An 18,416-nucleotide genomic window follows, 5' to 3' on the forward strand; every position below is an offset into this window, starting at 1 on the left:
GGGGCGTCGGCGGCGCCTACAGTAGGTGCGGCTTCGGTGCGGGCTGGCCGCTACCGACCCAGCGGTAAACCTTTGCGATCTGTTCTGCCTTGCGTGACCATAGAAAGGCGTCCTGAACGCGCTGAAAAGCCGTCTCTGCCAGCGGCGCCAGCCGATCTGGCGCCTCGGTCAGCCGCGTCAACTCGCGGCGAAAGTCCGCGACGATCTGATCCCGCGATCCGATCGGCACCTTGATACCGGTGGTGTTGTCCACCAATTCTCCGGGGCCTGCGTAATCCACGATCAGGGGCGGCACGCCGAGGGCCATCGCCTCCAGCACAACACCACCGCCGAATTCACGGATCGACGGAAAGGCGAACAGATGGCTTTGGCACAGCACATCCTGCACCCGGTCATGCGCCTGCCAGCCGTGAAATGTCACAGCCGCGCCAATGCCAAGCCGCTCCGCCTGTGCGCGCAGCTCTGGCATCATCGGCCCGTCGCCCACCAGATCGAGCCTCATCCGGCCTTCGCGCAGCAGATCGGCTGCCGCATCCAGCAGCATGTCCGGTCCTTTGTAGGGCACGAGCCTTCCGATGAAACACACACGCAAGGGGCCATCGGCTGGCGTGGCACGGCGATTGAACCGCTTGGGATCAATGCCATTTTCTGGAAGCCACAGCGTCTTGTGCTGATGGCGTTCCGGGATTTCCGACGCCGTGTACCGGCTGCCCGCCAGAATGGCGCTGGCGTGATCCAATGTGGCGCTTGCCCCCGGCAACAGCTTGTAGACGCGGCGCAGCGGCGCGAGGAACTCCTTCTCCGCGCGGCGAATGTGATCGAACGCCTCGGGCCAGGGCACGCCACCATTCAACGGCCCCAGCACAAAAGGCACGCCCACCGCCGCACATTTCCGGGCGAGGGAGGATGGCGACGTCGGCGACAGCGGCGTCACACGATGCACGATGTCGTAGTCGCCGCGCGTGATTGCCGGGCCAAACCTTCGCCAGACAAGTCGTTCAAAATACGGATAGGACAGGGCATTCACCGCCTGTACGATGGTCCAGCCCTTGCCGTCTCCCATGCGCAGCTTTTCGGCCAGGGCCCACATCGGCTTGGCAAAGCGTTCTGAATCGATGGCGGTGAAGTCTTGGCCTTCGATCAGTCCGGCACGCAGGATGGCGTCGCGGTTGCGGACCTGCGTCACGAGGTGCACATCCGCGACCTCGCGCAGCGCAGAGGCCAGCGACCACCCCACCAAAGGCACGGACACCCATTCGGGATTGGCCGCTTCGGCAATGATCAGAACGCGTGGACGAGGGTGGGTCATCGGATCACGGGCTCCCATTTCAGCGGCTTGGAAACCGGCTTTTGCGTATCATCCACCGGTTGGGGAGGAGAGGTAAGGCGTGCCGTGCGCAGCTGCTCGGCATAGCCCAAAAGCGCCCCGCACAGCAGCCACGTCAAAGGTGTAAGCGTGGCATTGGGCACCATATCGGCAAGGTTCAAAGCCAGCAGCAGCGCCAGTGGACCGACCAGAGGCGACACTTGCGCCACGTCCAGCCTGCGCGCCAGCCTGACTTCCTGTGCGATCATCACCAGCGGCAGCAGAATCAGCCCGAACTCGGCGGCGAAACCGACCCAGCCGTAGACGCCGATGGTGATGATCCAGCGGCCATCGGTGACCGTCAGGATGAAACCGGTGATCGGGTCCAGAATGTGATTGCGGCCCCAACTGCCCCACCCGAACAGCGGCTTCAGGTAGGCGCGGTCCAGCAGCGTGTTCTCGTTCATGAAGCGGAACCGCAGAGATGCCGCCCGGTCCGGATCAATGGCAGCGGCGCGGGCGAGGAGCGTTTCCTCCGGCACCAGCGCAAAGCCCTTCAGGATGGGATAGATCAGCGCGATCACGCCGATAACGATGGCGAGGCGGATCTGCCAACGGACAGGCAGACAGATCACCGCCGGCGCGGCGACGGCAAACAGGATCACCGCACCCATGGATTTTGCCATGACCAGGATCATCGACAACCAAAGCGCTGCGAGCAAAAACTTTACCTTCTGCTCGCCGGGGGACAGCCGCCACAGACCCCAGGCGGCCGTCGCTGCCATGAAGGTGTAGAAGGCGACCCAAAGCCCGTGATATAGGAAAACGACCGGTCGGTAGCCGCCAAAGCGGACGCTCTGTCCGAAGTAATGCTGATAATAGCCGTAAATCCACATGTTCAGCTGCGGAGACATGCGGATTTCGATCAGCATGAGCGCCGAATACACCAGCCCCCCAATCATCAGCGCCTTGAGCAGCTCGCGTTGTGCCCCCCCCGAAGACAGGAACTGCCGCGCCATCAAGAAGGGCAGCAGCACCAGAAATTGCTGCACGGACAGCGCGATCATGTCCTTTACCCCCAGCGGCGGCAGGCCGACCTCCCCCCATATCACAGGCTCGCCGTTGGTGAGCACTGTCAGGATGGGCGACAGCACAAACGTCAGCACAAAGGCTTTGCCGATCATCGACTGCGGCAGCAGCGAGGCCGACAGCTTTCGCCGCCACAGGACGGTGGCAAAGGCGAACAGCGCGGGAATGTTGTGCTTGGTCAGAGGCGGCGCAGCGGGCAGGTCAAAGACGGCGGGCGGTTCCGGCAAGAACAGGTATCCCAGCAGGATCGACCAGATCAACGCGCGGTCGGCGGGCAGCTTCCCGAACAGTGCCATCACCACCAGCGGAAAGCAGGCGAGGGCAAGAAAGGCGAGAGGATTGGGCATCTGTGCGCGAACAGCCTTGGATCGGTTTGCCAAGGATTACCATCCGCATCGGGCGAAGTCGCGTCAGCTTTGCGTCCGATCTGTGGAAATGGAAACGTTACCTGTGGTGTTCCAGCCACTGTTTAGGCCATGGAGGCGGTATCGTCAGCGTCGTCACACTCTTGCCCAAAAGGCGGGGCAGGCGCTGGACTGTCTATTGGTTCGATATTCTGGAGCTTGTCATGCCTTCTCTGCGCATTGCCTATCTCTGCGATATGCCCCCGAGCGACCGGAACATCTATTCCGGCGGCAATGCCCGTATTTTCGATGCGCTCAAGGATCATGCAGACAGCGTGACGGTGTTGCCGCAGGACTGGGGCGCCGCCGAACCTCTTCGACAAGCGATTCTCAAGACGTCCACCGGGATGAACATGCGTCTGCGCTGGCGTGCGCATTATGCCCTGCGCGGGATCATCGCGCGGCGGGTGCAGCGGGCCTTGCAGGCAGGGACGTATGACGTGCTGTTCGGCACCTATGCGCTGCACGCCATGGCAGGGGTGACAGCGCCCAAAGGCATGGTGACCGCCTTTACCGCCGACGCGCTGCAATCGGTGTTTCGCGAGTCCGTTCTGGGCACGCATCACGAACAGCGCTTGATTGGACGGGTCACGAATGGCTGGGTGGAACGGCGCGAGCGTGAGGCGCTTCAAGGTCTGGACCTCGGGCTCTGGCCCTCCGAGTGGCTGCGTGACGCGGTGGAGGCACGCTACAACCTGCCCGCCGACGTCAGCCATGTGGTGGAATGGGGTGCCAACATACCGCCGCCGCCCGCGCCGGCGCCGCGCAGCCTGTCGTCCTCGGTGCGTCTGCTGGTCATCGGCCGCGATTGGTTCGCCAAGGGAGGCCCGACGGCTTTTGACACCATGCAGATCCTGCGCGCGCGCGGCATGGATGCACGGTTGACCGTGATCGGTTGCATCCCGCCAGAGCGCTATCGTTCAGACCATGTGACCGTGCACCCTCAGTTGAACAAAGCCGTGCCAGCCGAACTGGCGACCTTTCAAAACGCACTGTCAGAGGCGCATTTCCTCGTCATGCCGTCGTTTGAAAGTTACGGCTTCGCCTTTTGCGAGGCATCTGCCTACGGTCTGCCCGCGCTGTGCTTGCGGGTCGGCGGCGTGCCTGTGCGCGAGGGCGAGAACGGCCATGCCCTGCCGCCGGGCTCAGGGCCAGAGGATTTTGCCGACATCATCGCGACCTACCATGCCGCGCCGGAGAGGTACGCGGACCTCAGCCGCTCCGCGCGCAAGGTTTACGAACAGCGCCTGAACTGGGACGCCTGGGCACGCCGTTCCACAGCGCTGATGCGGCAGGCGGTGGCTGAAAAGCGCAGCTAACTCTCGCGCAAGGGATGTGGTAGCCAAGGGAGAGACGGTACAACGCGACTCGGTTGGTGGAAAAAATGGCAGATCTGACGGAACACGGCGTGACAACGCGCGACGACTTGGCGGCACGGCACGCGGTCTCGGGCACAACGGTCGAGGCGATGATGGTGTCGGTCGTCAACGGCGGCGGCACGCAGGCGCAATTCTCCATCCCCGAACTGGGCGGCATGGGGCAATGGTCTCGCGGCGGCATGACCATGGTGGGCGACATGTTCAACACCGGGCTCAAGGCGCGGGTGTCGAACCTCTGCGAGGATATCGCGCAGGCCGCCGGACAAGGCCCGCTGTTCAAACGGGGGGAGCCGCAGGGCAATTGGCAGGGTCAGTCGCAATCGCAGGGGTCTGGCAATGGATTTGGCTCCATGTCGATGCACAGCGGTGGCTGGTGGCCAGAAACGCTGGGCCAGCCCTCGGCCCAGGGCTCTCAGAACGATATGTCCTACGCGATCTTCCCGGACCGGCAGCGTCTGGCAGTCAATCTGGCGGGCAGGGTCACGGTGCATGACACCGGTGACCACCTGATCACAGGCATTTCGCAGCAGCAGGGACATGGGCGCAACTGGACCTTCACCAGCCAATACGGCGCGGTGGATCTGGCGGCGATGCCCGTGGTCTTTGGCGAGGACGCGACCAAAGAGACCACGCCGGATACAGTCAGGACATCGACGCCCACCACGCCCACCGTCGCGGATCAGTCCACTGAAACCTGGGCCCCAACCACGGCGGACGCCGACGCACCGGAAAACTTCTTTGACCCGATGCAGCCAGAGGCGGACATGCCCGACCTGGAAGCCGCGCCGCAGGCCTCGAAGGGATCTGCACCGTCCGCCTCCGGGGCGCAATTGCTGACCGATGCCGACCAGATCTTTGCCGCACTGCAAAAGCTGGGCGACCTGCACGACCTCAACATCCTGTCGGACGAGGAATTTGCCATCAAGAAAGCAGAGCTGCTGGCGCGGCTCTGATCAGCATCAGGGAACACTGGCATGTACGGTCTGACGTTCGACGCGCTGCGCCGCTCCTGGCCGGTCATGGCGGTGATCGTGGCGCTTTTGGTGGTCGGGGACCGCTTCATCGACGGCATCGCGCCGCAGATTGCGCTGCTGGTCGTCTACGGTGTGGCGGCCTTTTCCACCTACCGCTGTGTGCTGTTGCATGATCGTGTGACATGGGGTGGCGTTCAGTCATCCACGGGAGGGGGCGTTACGGACCTGCCGCTCTTTGCCTTCCTCTGGCGGTTTGTCCTGATCAGCGCCGCTGGTCTGGCGCTGGCGTTTTTCCCGATCTTTTGGTTGACGTATTTCGGCAGGTTCTACCTGAGCAGCAATCCAGAGGTGAATGTTATCGGCATGACGCTGCTTGGCACCGCCATTGGCCTGCCTTTCAGCCTCCTTTTGTTGATATTCGTCGGCACGCTGTTGCCCGCTGCGGCCATCGGTGGCGACACCCGTATCGGCAGTGCGCTGCGGCGCGGGCGAGTGCGCTTCTGGAAAACCATCGGCCGCTTCTTTGCAGGGCCGGGCGTTGTCTTCCTTCTGGTCACGCTTGTCATGGGCAAGTCGGCGATGAACCCGACGATTACGATGGCCGGGGACATCACCCTGCACCTGATCGGCGCGGCGCTGGGCGTCTTTTGCACCATGATGGTCGCCGCGATCCTCAGCATGGCCTACCGCGAGGCCGAGGCGACCGCCCCCTCTTGAAGACTGGTCATTTCCCGGCGTGACATCTGGCCCTATTCGGCGTCCCGCGGGCTGGATAGATCCTGTGAAACGCACGGTGGGACTCCCCTCCGCATCGGTTTTCGCGGAGATGCCAGCATGAAAATGACCACCGAAGACGCCTTCGTCAAAGTTCTTCAACGCCACGGGTTCGAACATGCCTTTGGGATCATCGGCTCGGCCTTCATGGCGATTTCCGATTTGTTTCCGCAGGCTGGCATCCAGTTTCGGGACTGCGCGCACGAAGGGTCCGGTGGCATGATGGCGGACGGCTACACCCGCGCGTCCGGCAAGATGTCGATGATGATCGCGCAGAATGGCCCCGGCATCCCCAATTTCGTCACCGCCGCGAAAACCGCCTACTGGAACCACAGCCCGCTGCAGCTGGTCACGTCGCAGGCCGCGCACAAGACCATCGGGCAGGGCGGCTTTTTCCTTGCGCGTTGCGCCCTGCTGGTTTCAGGTGAAACCGATGTCAGGAGCGAACACCCGAATGCCGCTGCACAACTGCCCAACCCGCGCAAAACCCCGACGCGCGATAGCGGCTGTTTTGCCGGTGCTCGGTCACAAGATACCGCGCATCCGGACCTTCGCCGGACTGCGACGCGCGATCCGCGTCCTTAGCCTCCTGCACTTGCCTTTTTTCCGGCGGGCGTCGATGCCAACGGGGTATTCGTTTGAACGCAGCCCGTTGACACACCGGCCGTTACTGCCGTCTGGGCGTTTCTCGTCGGTGTCGCCCAAAGAACCCTGCTTGGTCCCATAGATATGGGCTGGAGGCCCGGTATGCCTGACCCTCACCTGGATCTTAATCCTGCCGTGTCCGACGAGGTCCGCAAGACCACCTGCTACATGTGCGCCTGCCGCTGTGGCATCAACGTGCACATGAAAGGCGGCAAGGTCGCCTATATCGAGGGCAACCGCGACCATCCGATCAACAAGGGCGTGCTCTGTGCCAAAGGGTCCGCCGGGATCATGCAGCACAATTCCCCCGCCCGCCTGCGCGCACCGCTGCGCCGCGTCGGGCCGCGTGGCTCCGGCAAGTTCGAGGAGATCAGTTGGGACGAGGCCCTGCAGACGGCGGTCGACTGGCTGAAACCTCTGCGGGAAAAGGCCCCGGAAAAGCTCGCCTTCTTCACCGGCCGCGACCAATCGCAAAGCTTCACCGGCTGGTGGGCGCAGCAATTCGGTACGCCTAATTTCGCGGCGCATGGCGGCTTTTGCTCGGTCAACATGGCGGCGGCGGGCATCTACACCATGGGCGGCGCTTTTTGGGAGTTCGGCACCCCGGATTGGGACCACGCCAAGCTGTTCATCCTGTTCGGCGTCGCCGAGGATCACGACAGCAACCCGATTAAGATGGGCATTGGCCGGCTGAAGGCACGCGGTGCAAAGGTGATCGGCGTGAACCCCGTGCGCTCTGGCTACAACGCGGTGGCGGATGAATGGGTCGGGATCACCCCCGGCACCGACGGCCTGCTGATCCTGTCGCTGATCCATTGCCTGATGAAGGCCGGGCAGATCGACCTCGATTACCTGACCCGCTACACCGACGCGCCGCTGCTGCTGGATGGTGATCCAAAGTCAGACACCTACGGTCTGTTGTTGCGCGATGCCGAGGGGCGCGCGCAGGTGATCGACCGGGCCACCGGCAAACCCGCCGCAGCGGATAGCCCCGGCGTCGCACCCGATCCCGGCGCGCATTGGCGGCACGCAGGCGTCACCCATGTCACCGTGCTGCACCGCATGGCAGAGACCTACCTGATCCCCGACTACGCCCCGGAGGCCGTGTCAGAGCGCTGCGGCGTCTCGTCCGCGCAGATCCGGGCGTTGGCGGCTCAGATCTCCCGCGCTGCCTATGACGAACCTGTGGTGATTGACCAGCCGTGGACAGATTGGCGCGGCGAACGGCATGAACGCATGGTCGGGCGCGGCGTTGCCTTTCACGCCATGCGCGGGATCTCGGCTCATTCCAACGGGTTCCAGACCTGCCGCGCGCTGCACATGCTGCAAATCCTGATCGGCGCTGTGGAAACCCCCGGCGGGATGCGCTTCAAACCGCCCTATCCGAAACCCGCCACCGCGCATCCGCGCCCGCACGCAAAGGCCACGCCCGGCCAACCGTTGCCCGGCCCGCACCTCGGCTATCCCCAGGGGCCGGAGGATCTGGCGCTGTCCGATGACGGCACACCGCTGCGCATCGACAAGGCGTTCACATGGGAAAACCCGCTTTCGGCGCATGGTCTGATGCATATGGTGATCTCCAACGCCGCCGCAGCAGACCCCTACAAGATCGACACGCTGTTCCTGTACATGGCCAACATGGCGTGGAATTCTTCCATGAACACGCGCGGCGTGATGGAGATGCTGACCCGCACCGACGACAGCGGCGATTACGTGATCCCGCGCATCATCTATTCTGACGCCTACAGCTCCGAGATGGTGGCCTATGCCGACCTGATCCTGCCCGACACCACCTACTTGGAACGGCACGACTGTATTTCGCTGCTCGATCGCCCGGTGTCCGAAGCCGATGCCGCCGCCGATGCCATCCGCTGGCCCGTCGTCGCCCCGGATCGGAATGTGCGCGGCTTTCAGTCGGTGCTGCTGGACCTTGGTGCGCGCCTCGGCCTGCCGGGTATGACAGAGCCGGACGGCACGCCCACCTACAGCGACTACGCCGACTACATGACGCGCCACGAACGCCGCCCCGGTGTCGGACCGCTGGCAGGCTGGCGCGGCGCGCACGGCGATCAGCACGGGCGCGGCGACCCGAACCCCGACCAGATCGACCGCTACATCGCCAACGGCGGATTTTGCGCCCAGCACGTCCCGCCCGATGCGCGGTATTTCAAGCCGTGGAATGCCGCCTATCAGGACTGGGCCGTGCAGATCGGCCTCATGGACAAGGCCACGCCGTATCGTTTTACGCTTTATGCAGAGCCGCTCCGCCGGTTTCAGCGCGCCGCCGAAGGGCACGGCCCGCATCAGCCCCCCGACCACCTGCGCGATCAGATGAAAACCCGCCTCACGCCGCTGCCAACCTGGTATGACACCGCTGACCAGACCAACTGCGCCGACTATCCAGTCCACGCGCTGACCCAGCGGCCGATGGCAATGTACCACAGCTGGGGCGGGCAAAACGCGTGGCTGCGGCAAATCCACGGGCGCAACCCGATGTATCTGCCCACGGCCCTCATGCGCGCTCACGATCTGAAAGACGGCGACTGGGTGTGCGTCACCTCTCCCCATGGGGCGATCACGGTGCCGGTGGCGGAGATGGCGGCGCTCAACCCGCACACCATCTGGACGTGGAACGCCATCGGCAAACGCGGCGGCGCCTGGGCGCTCGACAAGAACGCACCAGAGGCGACGAAGGGCTTTCTGCTCAATCATGTCATTCACGAACTCCTCCCGCCAAGGGGCGACGGCCTGCGCTGGTCCAACTCCGACCCGGTCACCGGGCAGGCGGCGTGGTTCGACCTGCGCGTCCGGATCGAAAAGACCACGGCCCTTGCAGATCATATCCCGCCGCAGGCCAGCCCCGTGCCACCCGCGCCCAAAGTGCTGCGCTGGCAGGTAAAGGACTGACGACATGCGCCTTTTTCATAAACTCATCTCTCGCGGCGGCGCGTCCCAGCCCCCTTACTCAGGGTACCAGCCATGACCACGCTTCCCACCCACACCGAGACGCGGCTCGGTCTCGTCATCGACCTCGACACCTGCGTTGGCTGTCATGCCTGCGTGGTGTCCTGCAAAGGCTGGAACACGCAGAATTACGGCGCGCCGCTGTCGGATCAGAACCCCTATGGCGCGGACCCCTCCGGCACCTTTCTCAACCGTGTGCACAGCTACGAGGTCACGCCCGACGATGGCCCGGCACAGCTGGTGCATTTCCCCAAAAGCTGCCTGCATTGCGAGGACGCCCCCTGCGTCACCGTCTGCCCCACCGGGGCCAGCTACAAACGCAGCGAAGACGGCATCGTTCTGGTCAACGAATCCGACTGCATCGGTTGCGGCCTGTGCGCATGGGCCTGCCCCTACGGCGCGCGCGAGCTGGACGCCGCCGAAGGCGTGATGAAGAAATGCACCCTCTGCGTCGACCGCATCTACAACGAAAACCTGCCGGAGGAGGACCGCGTGCCCGCCTGCGTGCGCACCTGCCCTGCGGGCGCGCGGCACTTTGGCGACCTGTCCGACCCGAATTCCGCGATCTCGGCGTTGGTCGAGCAGCGCGGCGGCTTTGATCTGATGCCGGAACAGGGCACAAAGCCGGTGAACAAATACCTGCCGCCGCGTCCCAAGGACACCTGGGAGGCGGAAACCGATGTGCTCGCGCCTTTCCTCGCCCCGGTGGCCGAAGACGCGCGCGGCTTTCTCGGCTGGATCGACCGGACGCTCTCGAAACTCTGACCCCGCCACACCGCAGCGCGAATCCCGCCTGCGCTCAAAGGACCAAGGATGCACCCAGCCCCGTCACTTATCGCTTTCACCACGCTCTCCGGTCTGGGGTTCGGCATGCTGTTCTGGCTTGGCGTCGATGCGACGCCGCCAACGGGCTGGGTCGCTTTCGTGTTCTACGTCATCGCCTATGCCCTGAGCCTCGCGGGCCTTGGCGCCTCGGCCCTGCATCTTGGCCGACCCAGCCGCGCACTGAAGGCCTTCACCCAATGGCGCAGCAGCTGGCTGTCGCGCGAAGCCTGGGCCTCCCTCGTGGCGCTGACGGTGAACGCGCTCTATGCCGCGCCGCTGGTGTTCCTCGACCAACGGGTCGCCCCGTTGGGCTGGTCGGGCGCGGCACTTGCGCTGATCACCGTGGGCTCCACCGCGATGATCTACACGCAGTTAAAGACCGTCCCGCGCTGGCACCACTGGTCCACGCCCGTGCTGTTTGTGTCCTACGCGCTGAGCGGCGGCGCGCTGATGGCGGGCAAGGTCGATCTGGCGGTGTGGCTGATCCCCCTCACCGGCCTGGTCCAGGGGGGCTGCTGGCTGGCCGGGGACAGACGCGGCACCACAAGCACGCTCAGCACCGCCACCGGCCTGCACGCCCCGCGCGCCTTCGAGGCACCGCACACCGGCGACACGTACCTGACGCGGGAAATGGCCTTTGCCGTGGCGCGCAAACACGCTGAAAAATTACGCCTCATTGCGCTGCTGCTTGGGGCGATCGTGCCAACGGCGATCCTGCTGCTGCCGGTCAACCACCTCTTTGCCCTTGTTGCAGTGGTGTCGCATGTGGCAGGGGCTATGACAGCCCGTTGGTTGTTCTTTGCTGAGGCAAAACACGTCATGGGCCTGTATTACGGCAAGATCTGAGGAGCTGCGTTATGTCCTTCCTGCCGGGATTTGAAGAAGGCTGGCGCGATGCGCCACATTTCATGAGTGCTGTGACGCAAGACATCTGGGGGGACCGGCGTCTTGACCGCATCCGCCGCCTCTATGCCGAGGACGCGGTGCTGCGCACACCCGAAGGGCTGCTGCGGGGGCGTGATGCCATTCTGGCAGAGGCACAGGCGCGGCTCGCGGCCTTCCCTGATATGGACGTGCTCCCCGAGGATATGATCTGGGCACAGTCGGGCTACAAATCCTTCACCGCAGCAGAACGTCACTACGTCAGCGCCACCCATGACGGGCCGGGTCTCTATGGCGCGCCCACGGGCACGCCCTTGGGCTACCGGATGCTGACCGACAGCTGGTGCCGCGGGGATGAGGTGGCCGAGGTCTGGCGCGTGACCGACCGCGCCGCGATCCTCAAGGCGCTGGGCCATACGCCGGAGGGCTGGGCCCGCGCCAGCATCAAGGCCGAGGGCGGGCCAGAGGACTGCGTCCTGCCCCTGACGTCGGAAACCGACCTGCCGCCACGCCATAGCGCGACCGGCAACGAGGACAGCTGGGGGCAGGTTCTCAGCGATACGCTGCGCCGCATCATGGCCGGAGAGGTTGCGGTCATTGGCCGGCAATATGATCGCGCGGCAGAGCTGGCCTATCCCGGCGGTGAAACCGCGATCGGCCACACGGAGGCAGAGCGCTTCTGGACCGCGCTGCGCGCCTCGCTGCCCACGGCGCAGTTCACCGTGCAGCATGTGATCGGCGTCGAGGAAAAGCCCGAAAGCCCGCGCGCCAGCGTGCGTTGGGTGCTGGAGGGGCGCCACGATGGCTTTGGCCTGTTCGGCGCCCCCACCGGCGCGCCGCTGTTGGTGATGGGGATCACGCAGGTGGCCTTTGGTCCGCGCGGCATCTACCGCGACTGGACGTTGTTCGACCCGGCAGCGGTGTGGAAACAGATCCTGCTGGCCACCGGGTCGGTCTGATCGCTCAGCGGGCGCGGGGTCAGGCCCCCGCCCGCCCTCATTTGCGGAACTTGTCGCGCAGCCGGCTGGACCCGATGGCCACGCGGTCGCCCGCCTCGGTCAGGGCCGGATCGACGCGGCGCGCCCAGAATCGCTTCCACCGCGCCCAGATTGCCCAGAACAGCGCCGCCAGCAGCACCAGCACGATGATCGAGACCCACGGCACGATGAATTCGTTCGGGTCCTCGACCTCGCGCAGGCTCACCGCGTTGGGGAACACCGTCAGGAATTCGTTGCGCCAGCCGTAATGCCGGATCGCCACCCAGCGCGGATTGTCGGCCGTGGAGCGCATGTCAGAGGCTTCGGCCTGCAGGTTCGAGGTGTCGAACTTGAAGTACGGCGGCCAGCCCCAGCCGGTGTCCTCGTTGCGGTAGACCATGATATCGCCGTTTTCGCGGCGGGTCTGGATAAAGAACACGTCCCGCGTCGGCACGGTGCCATCCGTGCCCACATCCGCCTGCGCCCAGAACCAGCTGTTTTCGCCGGGGTCGACACGCTTTTCATAGGTGTCCGTGATCCGCGCGATATCGGTCTGGGGCAGCGTGTAATGCAGGAACGCGGCCACCAGCAGCCAGAAGATCGCGATGATGAACCATTTTACATATCTCATGGCAGCGGCGGAGCCTTTCAGTGGAAATTCGTCAGGTAGATGATGACGGTCACCGTGACGAAGGGCAACACGTAGAGAACGGCAATCAGGCTAAGGTGGCGGATGCGGTCATATCGGGCGGTTTCCTCGGCGAGAAAGGTCTTCAGTTTGCGGTCGGAATGGTCGGTTTTCCAGTCCATCAGGATCAACCGCCGACGTCGCATGCGAAAGCTGAACCACAAAGCGATATAGAGCACTGTGGCAAACAGGAAAGCGATGAAGAAAAACCGCACAAAGGCCAGCATGTCCGTCCCCCTGTCCCCTGCCTGATACGCCCGCGCCGGAAAATCAACGACAAAGCGCCGCAGGGCGCGCATATGGCGCGGCAATGGGGCGTTGCGAGAACGCGCAAGACGTTACCAGACGGCGGTTGTCCAACGACGCGGCGCGGTGCTCACCACCAGCGCCAGCACCGGCCCCCAGACCAGGGCCGCCTGCGCGCCCAGCATCATGAAATGTCGCCAGCCGCCGGACTGGATCAGCCACACGGCGCCCGGCGCCTCCAGCGTGTAGAGGATGGCGAACAGCAGGCTCGACAGCGCCCACAACAGCAGCGCCGAAATCACGGCCTGCAAGGCGAGGCCGGGCAGGGTCTCTGGCGTGAACCGCTCCACCATCCGGGCGACGGCAAAGGTCAGCGCGACAAGGATAAGCGTGGGGAGCAGCAAGCCTGTGATCATGGCAACGACTGTGCCGCCCCAAAGGTCAGGTTTCAATCACCTTGCGCGGTGGACCGTTCCGCTTCACGCTGTCGTCATTTCACAGGAGGAGAATTTCATGACCCGTACACTTATGATGAGCGCCGCTTTGGCGATGTCCCTGACAACCGCCGCCGCCGCAGACGAGGTGTCCGACCTGCTCACATCCGCGCAGGAGGCCTACGCCGCCGGTGACATTCAGTTCGCGCTAGACGATCTGGACATGGCCCGCGCCAAATTGCTGGAGCAGAAGACAGCCTCTCTGGGGGCCTATCTGCCGGAGGCCCCTGACGGCTGGACGCGCGAGGTCAACACCGAGATGGGGCAGGGGCTTGCGATGATGGGCGGCGGCGTCGGGGCGGAGGCGACCTACACAGGCGATGACAGCTCGGTCAAGATCACGCTGATGGCGGACAATCCGATGGTGGCCAGCATGTCCGCCATGATCGCCAACGCCGGTGCCATGGGCATGAAGACGGAGCGCATCGGCCGCCAGCGCTTTGCCACGCAGGACGGGCAGATGATGGCGCTGGTGGGCAATCGCATCCTCGTTCAGGCCGAGGGCGATACAGAGGCCGCGCGCAGCCTGTTGGACAAGGTGGATTTCGGCGCCATGGCGTCCTTTGGTCAGTGATCTAAAGGCAAACGTAGGCCGGGGCGATCCCCGACCTACACCGCGTCGCCTTAGCCGACGACGTTGCCCTCTGGTCCATAGGGGTAGCCGGTGATGTTCTCGTTGCCATTCTCGGTGATGACCAGAATATCGTGCTCGCGATAGCCGCCTGCGCCGGGCTGCCCTTCGGGGATCGTCAGCATCGGCTCCATCGAGATCACCATGCCCGGTTCCAGCACCGTGTCGATATCCTCTCGCAATTCCAGACCCGCTTCGCGCCCGTAGTAATGCGACAGCACGCCAAAGCTGTGGCCATAGCCAAAGGTGCGATATTGCAGCAGGTCCCGCTCGGCAAAGAAGGCGTTGATCTGCTCGGTCACACCGGAACAGCTTGCGCCTGTTTTCAGCAGGGAAATCCCCAGCTCATGCGCGGCGACATTGGCCTCCCAGATCTTCAGGCTGGCGTCATCCATCTCGCCCATGAACAAAGTGCGCTCCAATGCCGTGTAATAGCCTGAAATCATCGGGAAGCAGTTCAGCGACAGGATGTCGCCGCGCTCCAGCTTGCGCGATGTCACCGGGTTGTGGGCGCCGTCGGTGTTGATGCCGGACTGGAACCAGACCCATGTGTCACGGTATTCGGCGTCCGGATAGCGCTTGGCAATCTCCAGCTCCATCGCGTCACGGCCCGCCATGGCCACGTCGATTTCACGCACGCCTTCGCGGATCGCGTCGCGGATGGCATAGCCGCCCACATCCGCCACAGCGGCCCCGGCGCGGATCAGGTCGATCTCGGCGGGGGATTTCATCATCCGCTGACGCATGGTGCCGGGGGCGATGTCCTTCGCCTCGGAGGGCTCGAGGAAGCTGTCCATCAGCGCCTTTTGCACCAGCGTGAGGTGGTCGCCTTCATAGCCGATCACGCGGCCCGCGCCGGTCACCGACAGGATCGCGCGCCAGTAATTGTTCCGTTCCCAATCGGTGTAGGTGATGCTGTCGCCATGGCTGCGCCGCCACGGCTGGGCCGCGTCGATGCCGGCGCTGATGGTGACGCTTTGGGTCGGCGTCACAACCAGCCCATAGGGCCGCCCGAACGCGCAATACAAAAAGCCGGAATAGTAGGCGATGTTGTGCATGGAGGTGAAAACGCAGGCCTCCACCCCGTGCTCTGCCATGATGGTGCGCAGCCCGGTCAGCCGCGCCTCATACTCGTCGGCGGCAAACGGAAGGGTGCGGTCGCCTTGGTGGAAACGGTAGAATTGGGGACGATCTGTCATGAGGTCTCTCCTGTCGGCGGCGCGGGGGTGCCTCCCCCTGCCGCACTGGCAAACGAAGGTCCGGGCGTACAGGACTGGATTGAGACAGGGCCGGTGACGCCATCACCGACGCCACAGTGTTGCGTGATTCCGCCCCCCGCTGGCAAGCCTTTTCTGTTCGCAGAAGGCGAGGCTACGCCTCCACGGGCCAGCCCCCGGCGCAAAGGGCCTGCGCAATGCGCGCGTCCGCATCGGGGCGGCTGTCGTCGATGGCGTGATCGCGCAGCCGCCACCACAGGTAGGCCGCGAAATCCGGCGTCATGTCCTGCACCTGCCGCAAGGCCTCCGCCGCGCCAAGGTCATGCACCCGCGCGGCGATATGGGCCACGTCGCTTTTTGCGAACATCACGGCAGGTTTGCCCAGCATGTAGCCTTTGACCGCCACGGCGGAGTTCTGCGTCGCCACATAGTCGCAACCTGGCAGCAGCGCCTCTGACCCGCCAAGGCTGACCGTCAGGCGCGGAAACCGCCGGGTCAGCGCGTCCAGTGCGGTCATTTCAGCCTCGGAATACACTTCGCGGGGATGCAATGTCGCGCGGATCGGTCTTGGATCATGTTCCAGAACGGTGTCGATCATCTGCATGGGCGACATGGTCTGAAAGCTGCGCTGCTCCAGCAGGCGCCCTTGCAGCGGCATCAGCACATACCCCCCAAGCTCTGTCACCACGTCGGGAAAGTGCCTGTGCCGCAGGTTGCCCATGAGCCGTGCGGCTTTGCGCGGATTGACCTGCGCCGGGTCGAAGGACGCCTGCGCCACCGGCCAGTCCCAGCGTTCCGCGCAGCGTTCGATGTTCCAGAAGGGCGCGAGGTAGGTCCGGCGAAACGTCAGCCCCCGCGCGGTCGGCGGGGCGATCATGCGCACAAGGCTATATCCGGGGCGCGTGACGGCCTCGGCCAGTTCATCGAGCGTATCGGGCCGCAGCTCCACCTGCCAGCCTCTGGCGCGCAGCACCTCGATCAGGATGCAAAGGAACCGGGCCTTGCCCGTCTGCACCCGCGCAATCAGGTCGGGGTACAGGTACAGCCACGCGAGCCTGTCAGGCACCGGTCTCGAACCAGAGTTTGTACAGCAATTGCACCCTGTCCAGCCGCGCCTTCTTCAGCTTGGCCAGAAAAACACGGTAGGCCAGCATGGGGTCGCGGTGATCCACCCAGTTGAAGCCTTGCGGATCATCTCCCAGGATTTCCCAGCCCACATCGCCGGGCGGCTCCTTGAGGGTGCGGACCGCAGCCTCCATCAGGCAGATCCCCTCGCCGCGTCTCAACGCATAGCGCGCCAGTTCATCCGCCTGTGCCGCCATGAGCCAGGGCGCGCCGTCGCCGGTGTGCGCGGCGGCAAAGGCTGCGGGCAGGTCGAGGGAAAGCGCTTCGTCCTCCGCCAGAAGGTCGAAGCGCTCGGAGCTTATACGCTGAGGCACACGTATTTCATCTCCAGGTAATCCTCGATCCCGTGGTGCGACCCTTCGCGGCCAAGGCCCGATTGCTTCACGCCGCCAAAGGGCGCCAGCTCGGTCGAGATGATGCCGGTGTTCACGCCGACGATGCCATATTCCAGCGCCTCGGCGACCTTGTACACGCGGCTCAGATCCTTGGCGTAGAAGTAGCTCGCCAGACCAAAGATCGTGTCGTTGGCCATCTCGATCACGTCATCCACGTCGTCGAACTTGAACAGCGGGGCCAGCGGGCCAAAGGTCTCCTCGGTGGCGAACTTCATGTCCTGCGTCGCGCCGGTCACGATGGTCGGGCCAAAGAACGCGCCGTTCAACTCGTGATCCTCGGAGCCAAGGATCACGGTGCCGCCCTTCGCCTTGGCGTCGGCAATGTGTTCCTGCACCTTGTCGAGGGCCCCCTTGTTGATGAGCGGTCCCAGATCGGTGCCGTCCTCAAGGCCATCGCCCACCTTCATCTTGGACACCGCCTCGCGCAGCTTTTCGGCAAAGGCATCGTAAACGCCGCTTTGTACGTAAAGGCGGTTGGCGCAGACGCAGGTCTGACCGTTGTTGCGGAACTTGCACTGGATCGCGCCTTCGACGGCGGCGTCGATGTCGGCGTCGTCAAACACGATGAACGGCGCGTTGCCGCCCAGCTCCATCGAGCATTTCATCACCTGATCGGCCGCCTGTTTCAGCAGGATGCGCCCCACTTCGGTAGAGCCGGTAAAGGTCAGCTTGCGCACCTTGGGGTTCTCGCAGAACTCCTTGCCGACCTCGGACGACGAAGACGAGGTCACGATGTTGAACACGCCTGCTGGAATGCCTGCGCGCTCTGCCAGAACGGCCAGCGCCGTGGCGCTGAGCGGTGTTTCCGCCGCGGGACGGCCGACAAATGCACAGCCCGCCGCCAGCGCAGGGCCAGCCTTGCGGGTGATCATCGCGGTGGGGAAGTTCCATGGCGTGATGGACGCCGCCACGCCGATGGGCTGCTTCATCACCATGATGCGCTTGTCGCGCTGGTGGCCGGGGATGGTCTCGCCGTAGACGCGCTTGGCCTCTTCTCCGAAAAACTCGATGAAGCCCGCGCCATAGGCGATCTCGCCGCGCGACTCGGCCAGTGGCTTGCCCTGCTCGGCGGTCATGATGATGGCGAGGTCTTCCTGGTTTTCCATCATCAGGTCGAACCACTTGCGCATCACCTGCGCGCGCTCCTTGCCGGTCCACTTGGCCCAGTCCTTCTGCGCGGTATAGGCGGCGTCGACAGCGCGCGCCACGTCATCCCGGTCGAGGTCGGTCATCTGCGCGATCACGTCGCCCCGCGCCGGGTTGGTCACGTCGAATGTCTTGTCGCTCTCGACGAATGCGCCGTTCACATAGGCGCGCGGCTCCACGAGCGACGGGTCGCTCAGCAGGCTCTTGAGATCGGTGGCTTGGTCCAGCATGGTGTTACTCCGCGATTATGCCTTA

At 64.3% G+C, this 18,416-nt stretch carries 17 protein-coding genes and 1 pseudogene; 9 read left to right on the forward strand and 9 right to left on the reverse strand.

Going from position 1 to position 18,416, the window contains the following annotated elements; all coding sequences use genetic code 11:
- Positions 1 to 16 precede the first annotated feature (16 nt).
- Together GGQ68_RS00780 and GGQ68_RS00785 are read right to left on the reverse strand one after the other, a co-directional pair.
- Positions 17 to 1,309, reverse strand: coding sequence for a glycosyltransferase family 4 protein (locus tag GGQ68_RS00780; RefSeq protein ID WP_183962490.1), 1,293 nt, complete (start codon positions 1,307 to 1,309; stop codon positions 17 to 19).
- A complete protein-coding gene (locus GGQ68_RS00785) occupies positions 1,306 to 2,775 on the reverse strand; it encodes a hypothetical protein (RefSeq protein WP_246429202.1) in 1,470 nt (489 codons plus the stop codon). Before GGQ68_RS00785 ends, GGQ68_RS00780 begins: the two co-directional genes overlap by 4 nt.
- Positions 2,776 to 2,963: 188 nt before the next feature.
- Here GGQ68_RS00785 and GGQ68_RS00790 point away from each other — a divergent pair, with 188 nt between their 5' ends.
- The 8 genes and pseudogenes from GGQ68_RS00790 to GGQ68_RS00825 all read left to right on the forward strand — a co-directional run bounded on the left by GGQ68_RS00790 (position 2,964) and on the right by GGQ68_RS00825 (position 12,201).
- Positions 2,964 to 4,118: a glycosyltransferase family 4 protein gene (locus GGQ68_RS00790; protein WP_246429203.1), complete on the forward strand. Its 1,155-nt coding sequence runs from the start codon at positions 2,964 to 2,966 to the stop codon at positions 4,116 to 4,118.
- A 65-nt stretch (positions 4,119 to 4,183) separates the two neighbouring features.
- Positions 4,184 to 5,131 (forward strand): SHOCT domain-containing protein, encoded by a 948-nt coding sequence (locus tag GGQ68_RS00795; protein ID WP_183962491.1) that lies wholly within the window; start codon positions 4,184 to 4,186, stop codon positions 5,129 to 5,131.
- Positions 5,132 to 5,152: 21 nt separating this feature from the next.
- Positions 5,153 to 5,869, forward strand: a complete 717-nt coding sequence (locus tag GGQ68_RS00800; RefSeq protein WP_183962492.1) for a hypothetical protein — start codon at positions 5,153 to 5,155, stop codon at positions 5,867 to 5,869.
- A gap of 117 nt (positions 5,870 to 5,986) precedes the next feature.
- A pseudogene (locus tag GGQ68_RS00805) lies at positions 5,987 to 6,319 on the forward strand (thiamine pyrophosphate-binding protein); the annotation flags it as partial.
- Positions 6,320 to 6,673: 354 nt separating this feature from the next.
- Positions 6,674 to 9,478 carry a molybdopterin oxidoreductase family protein gene (locus GGQ68_RS00810; protein ID WP_183962494.1) on the forward strand — a complete coding sequence of 935 codons (2,805 nt, stop codon included), beginning with the start codon at positions 6,674 to 6,676 and terminating at the stop codon, positions 9,476 to 9,478.
- A 72-nt stretch (positions 9,479 to 9,550) separates the two neighbouring features.
- Positions 9,551 to 10,300 (forward strand): 4Fe-4S dicluster domain-containing protein, encoded by a 750-nt coding sequence (locus tag GGQ68_RS00815; RefSeq protein ID WP_183962495.1) that lies wholly within the window; start codon positions 9,551 to 9,553, stop codon positions 10,298 to 10,300.
- Positions 10,301 to 10,348: 48 nt separating this feature from the next.
- Positions 10,349 to 11,206, forward strand: coding sequence for a dimethyl sulfoxide reductase anchor subunit family protein (locus GGQ68_RS00820; protein ID WP_183962496.1), 858 nt, complete (start codon positions 10,349 to 10,351; stop codon positions 11,204 to 11,206).
- An 11-nt stretch (positions 11,207 to 11,217) separates the two neighbouring features.
- Positions 11,218 to 12,201, forward strand: a complete 984-nt coding sequence (locus GGQ68_RS00825; protein ID WP_183962497.1) for a nuclear transport factor 2 family protein — start codon at positions 11,218 to 11,220, stop codon at positions 12,199 to 12,201.
- Positions 12,202 to 12,238: 37 nt separating this feature from the next.
- Here the strand turns inward: GGQ68_RS00825 and GGQ68_RS00830 are convergent, their stop codons facing one another.
- The 3 genes from GGQ68_RS00830 to GGQ68_RS00840 all read right to left on the reverse strand — a co-directional run bounded on the left by GGQ68_RS00830 (position 12,239) and on the right by GGQ68_RS00840 (position 13,605).
- Positions 12,239 to 12,850: a DUF1523 family protein gene (locus GGQ68_RS00830; RefSeq protein ID WP_183962498.1), complete on the reverse strand. Its 612-nt coding sequence runs from the start codon at positions 12,848 to 12,850 to the stop codon at positions 12,239 to 12,241.
- A 17-nt stretch (positions 12,851 to 12,867) separates the two neighbouring features.
- Positions 12,868 to 13,134 (reverse strand): hypothetical protein, encoded by a 267-nt coding sequence (locus GGQ68_RS00835; RefSeq protein ID WP_183962499.1) that lies wholly within the window; start codon positions 13,132 to 13,134, stop codon positions 12,868 to 12,870.
- 111 nt (positions 13,135 to 13,245) lie between these two features.
- Positions 13,246 to 13,605 (reverse strand): hypothetical protein, encoded by a 360-nt coding sequence (locus GGQ68_RS00840; RefSeq protein ID WP_183962500.1) that lies wholly within the window; start codon positions 13,603 to 13,605, stop codon positions 13,246 to 13,248.
- A gap of 61 nt (positions 13,606 to 13,666) precedes the next feature.
- Between GGQ68_RS00840 and GGQ68_RS00845 the strand changes: the two genes are divergently transcribed.
- Positions 13,667 to 14,221 (forward strand): hypothetical protein, encoded by a 555-nt coding sequence (locus GGQ68_RS00845; RefSeq protein ID WP_183962501.1) that lies wholly within the window; start codon positions 13,667 to 13,669, stop codon positions 14,219 to 14,221.
- Between the two features lie 50 nt (positions 14,222 to 14,271).
- Here GGQ68_RS00845 and GGQ68_RS00850 read toward each other — a convergent pair whose 3' ends face one another.
- From GGQ68_RS00850 to GGQ68_RS00865, 4 genes are all read right to left on the reverse strand, one after another.
- Entirely contained in the window at positions 14,272 to 15,477 is a 1,206-nt protein-coding gene (locus GGQ68_RS00850; RefSeq protein ID WP_183962502.1) for a M24 family metallopeptidase, read from the reverse strand.
- Between the two features lie 172 nt (positions 15,478 to 15,649).
- A complete protein-coding gene (locus tag GGQ68_RS00855) occupies positions 15,650 to 16,561 on the reverse strand; it encodes a hypothetical protein (protein WP_183962503.1) in 912 nt (303 codons plus the stop codon).
- Positions 16,554 to 16,934 carry a hypothetical protein gene (locus GGQ68_RS00860; protein ID WP_183962504.1) on the reverse strand — a complete coding sequence of 127 codons (381 nt, stop codon included), beginning with the start codon at positions 16,932 to 16,934 and terminating at the stop codon, positions 16,554 to 16,556. Before GGQ68_RS00860 ends, GGQ68_RS00855 begins: the two co-directional genes overlap by 8 nt.
- Positions 16,919 to 18,391 (reverse strand): NAD-dependent succinate-semialdehyde dehydrogenase, encoded by a 1,473-nt coding sequence (locus GGQ68_RS00865; RefSeq protein ID WP_183962505.1) that lies wholly within the window; start codon positions 18,389 to 18,391, stop codon positions 16,919 to 16,921. The genes GGQ68_RS00860 and GGQ68_RS00865 overlap by 16 nt, the downstream gene beginning before the upstream one ends.
- Positions 18,392 to 18,416 lie beyond the last annotated feature (25 nt).

It is taken from the genome of Sagittula marina (genome assembly GCF_014196795.1).
Taxonomy (GTDB): domain Bacteria; phylum Pseudomonadota; class Alphaproteobacteria; order Rhodobacterales; family Rhodobacteraceae; genus Sagittula; species Sagittula marina.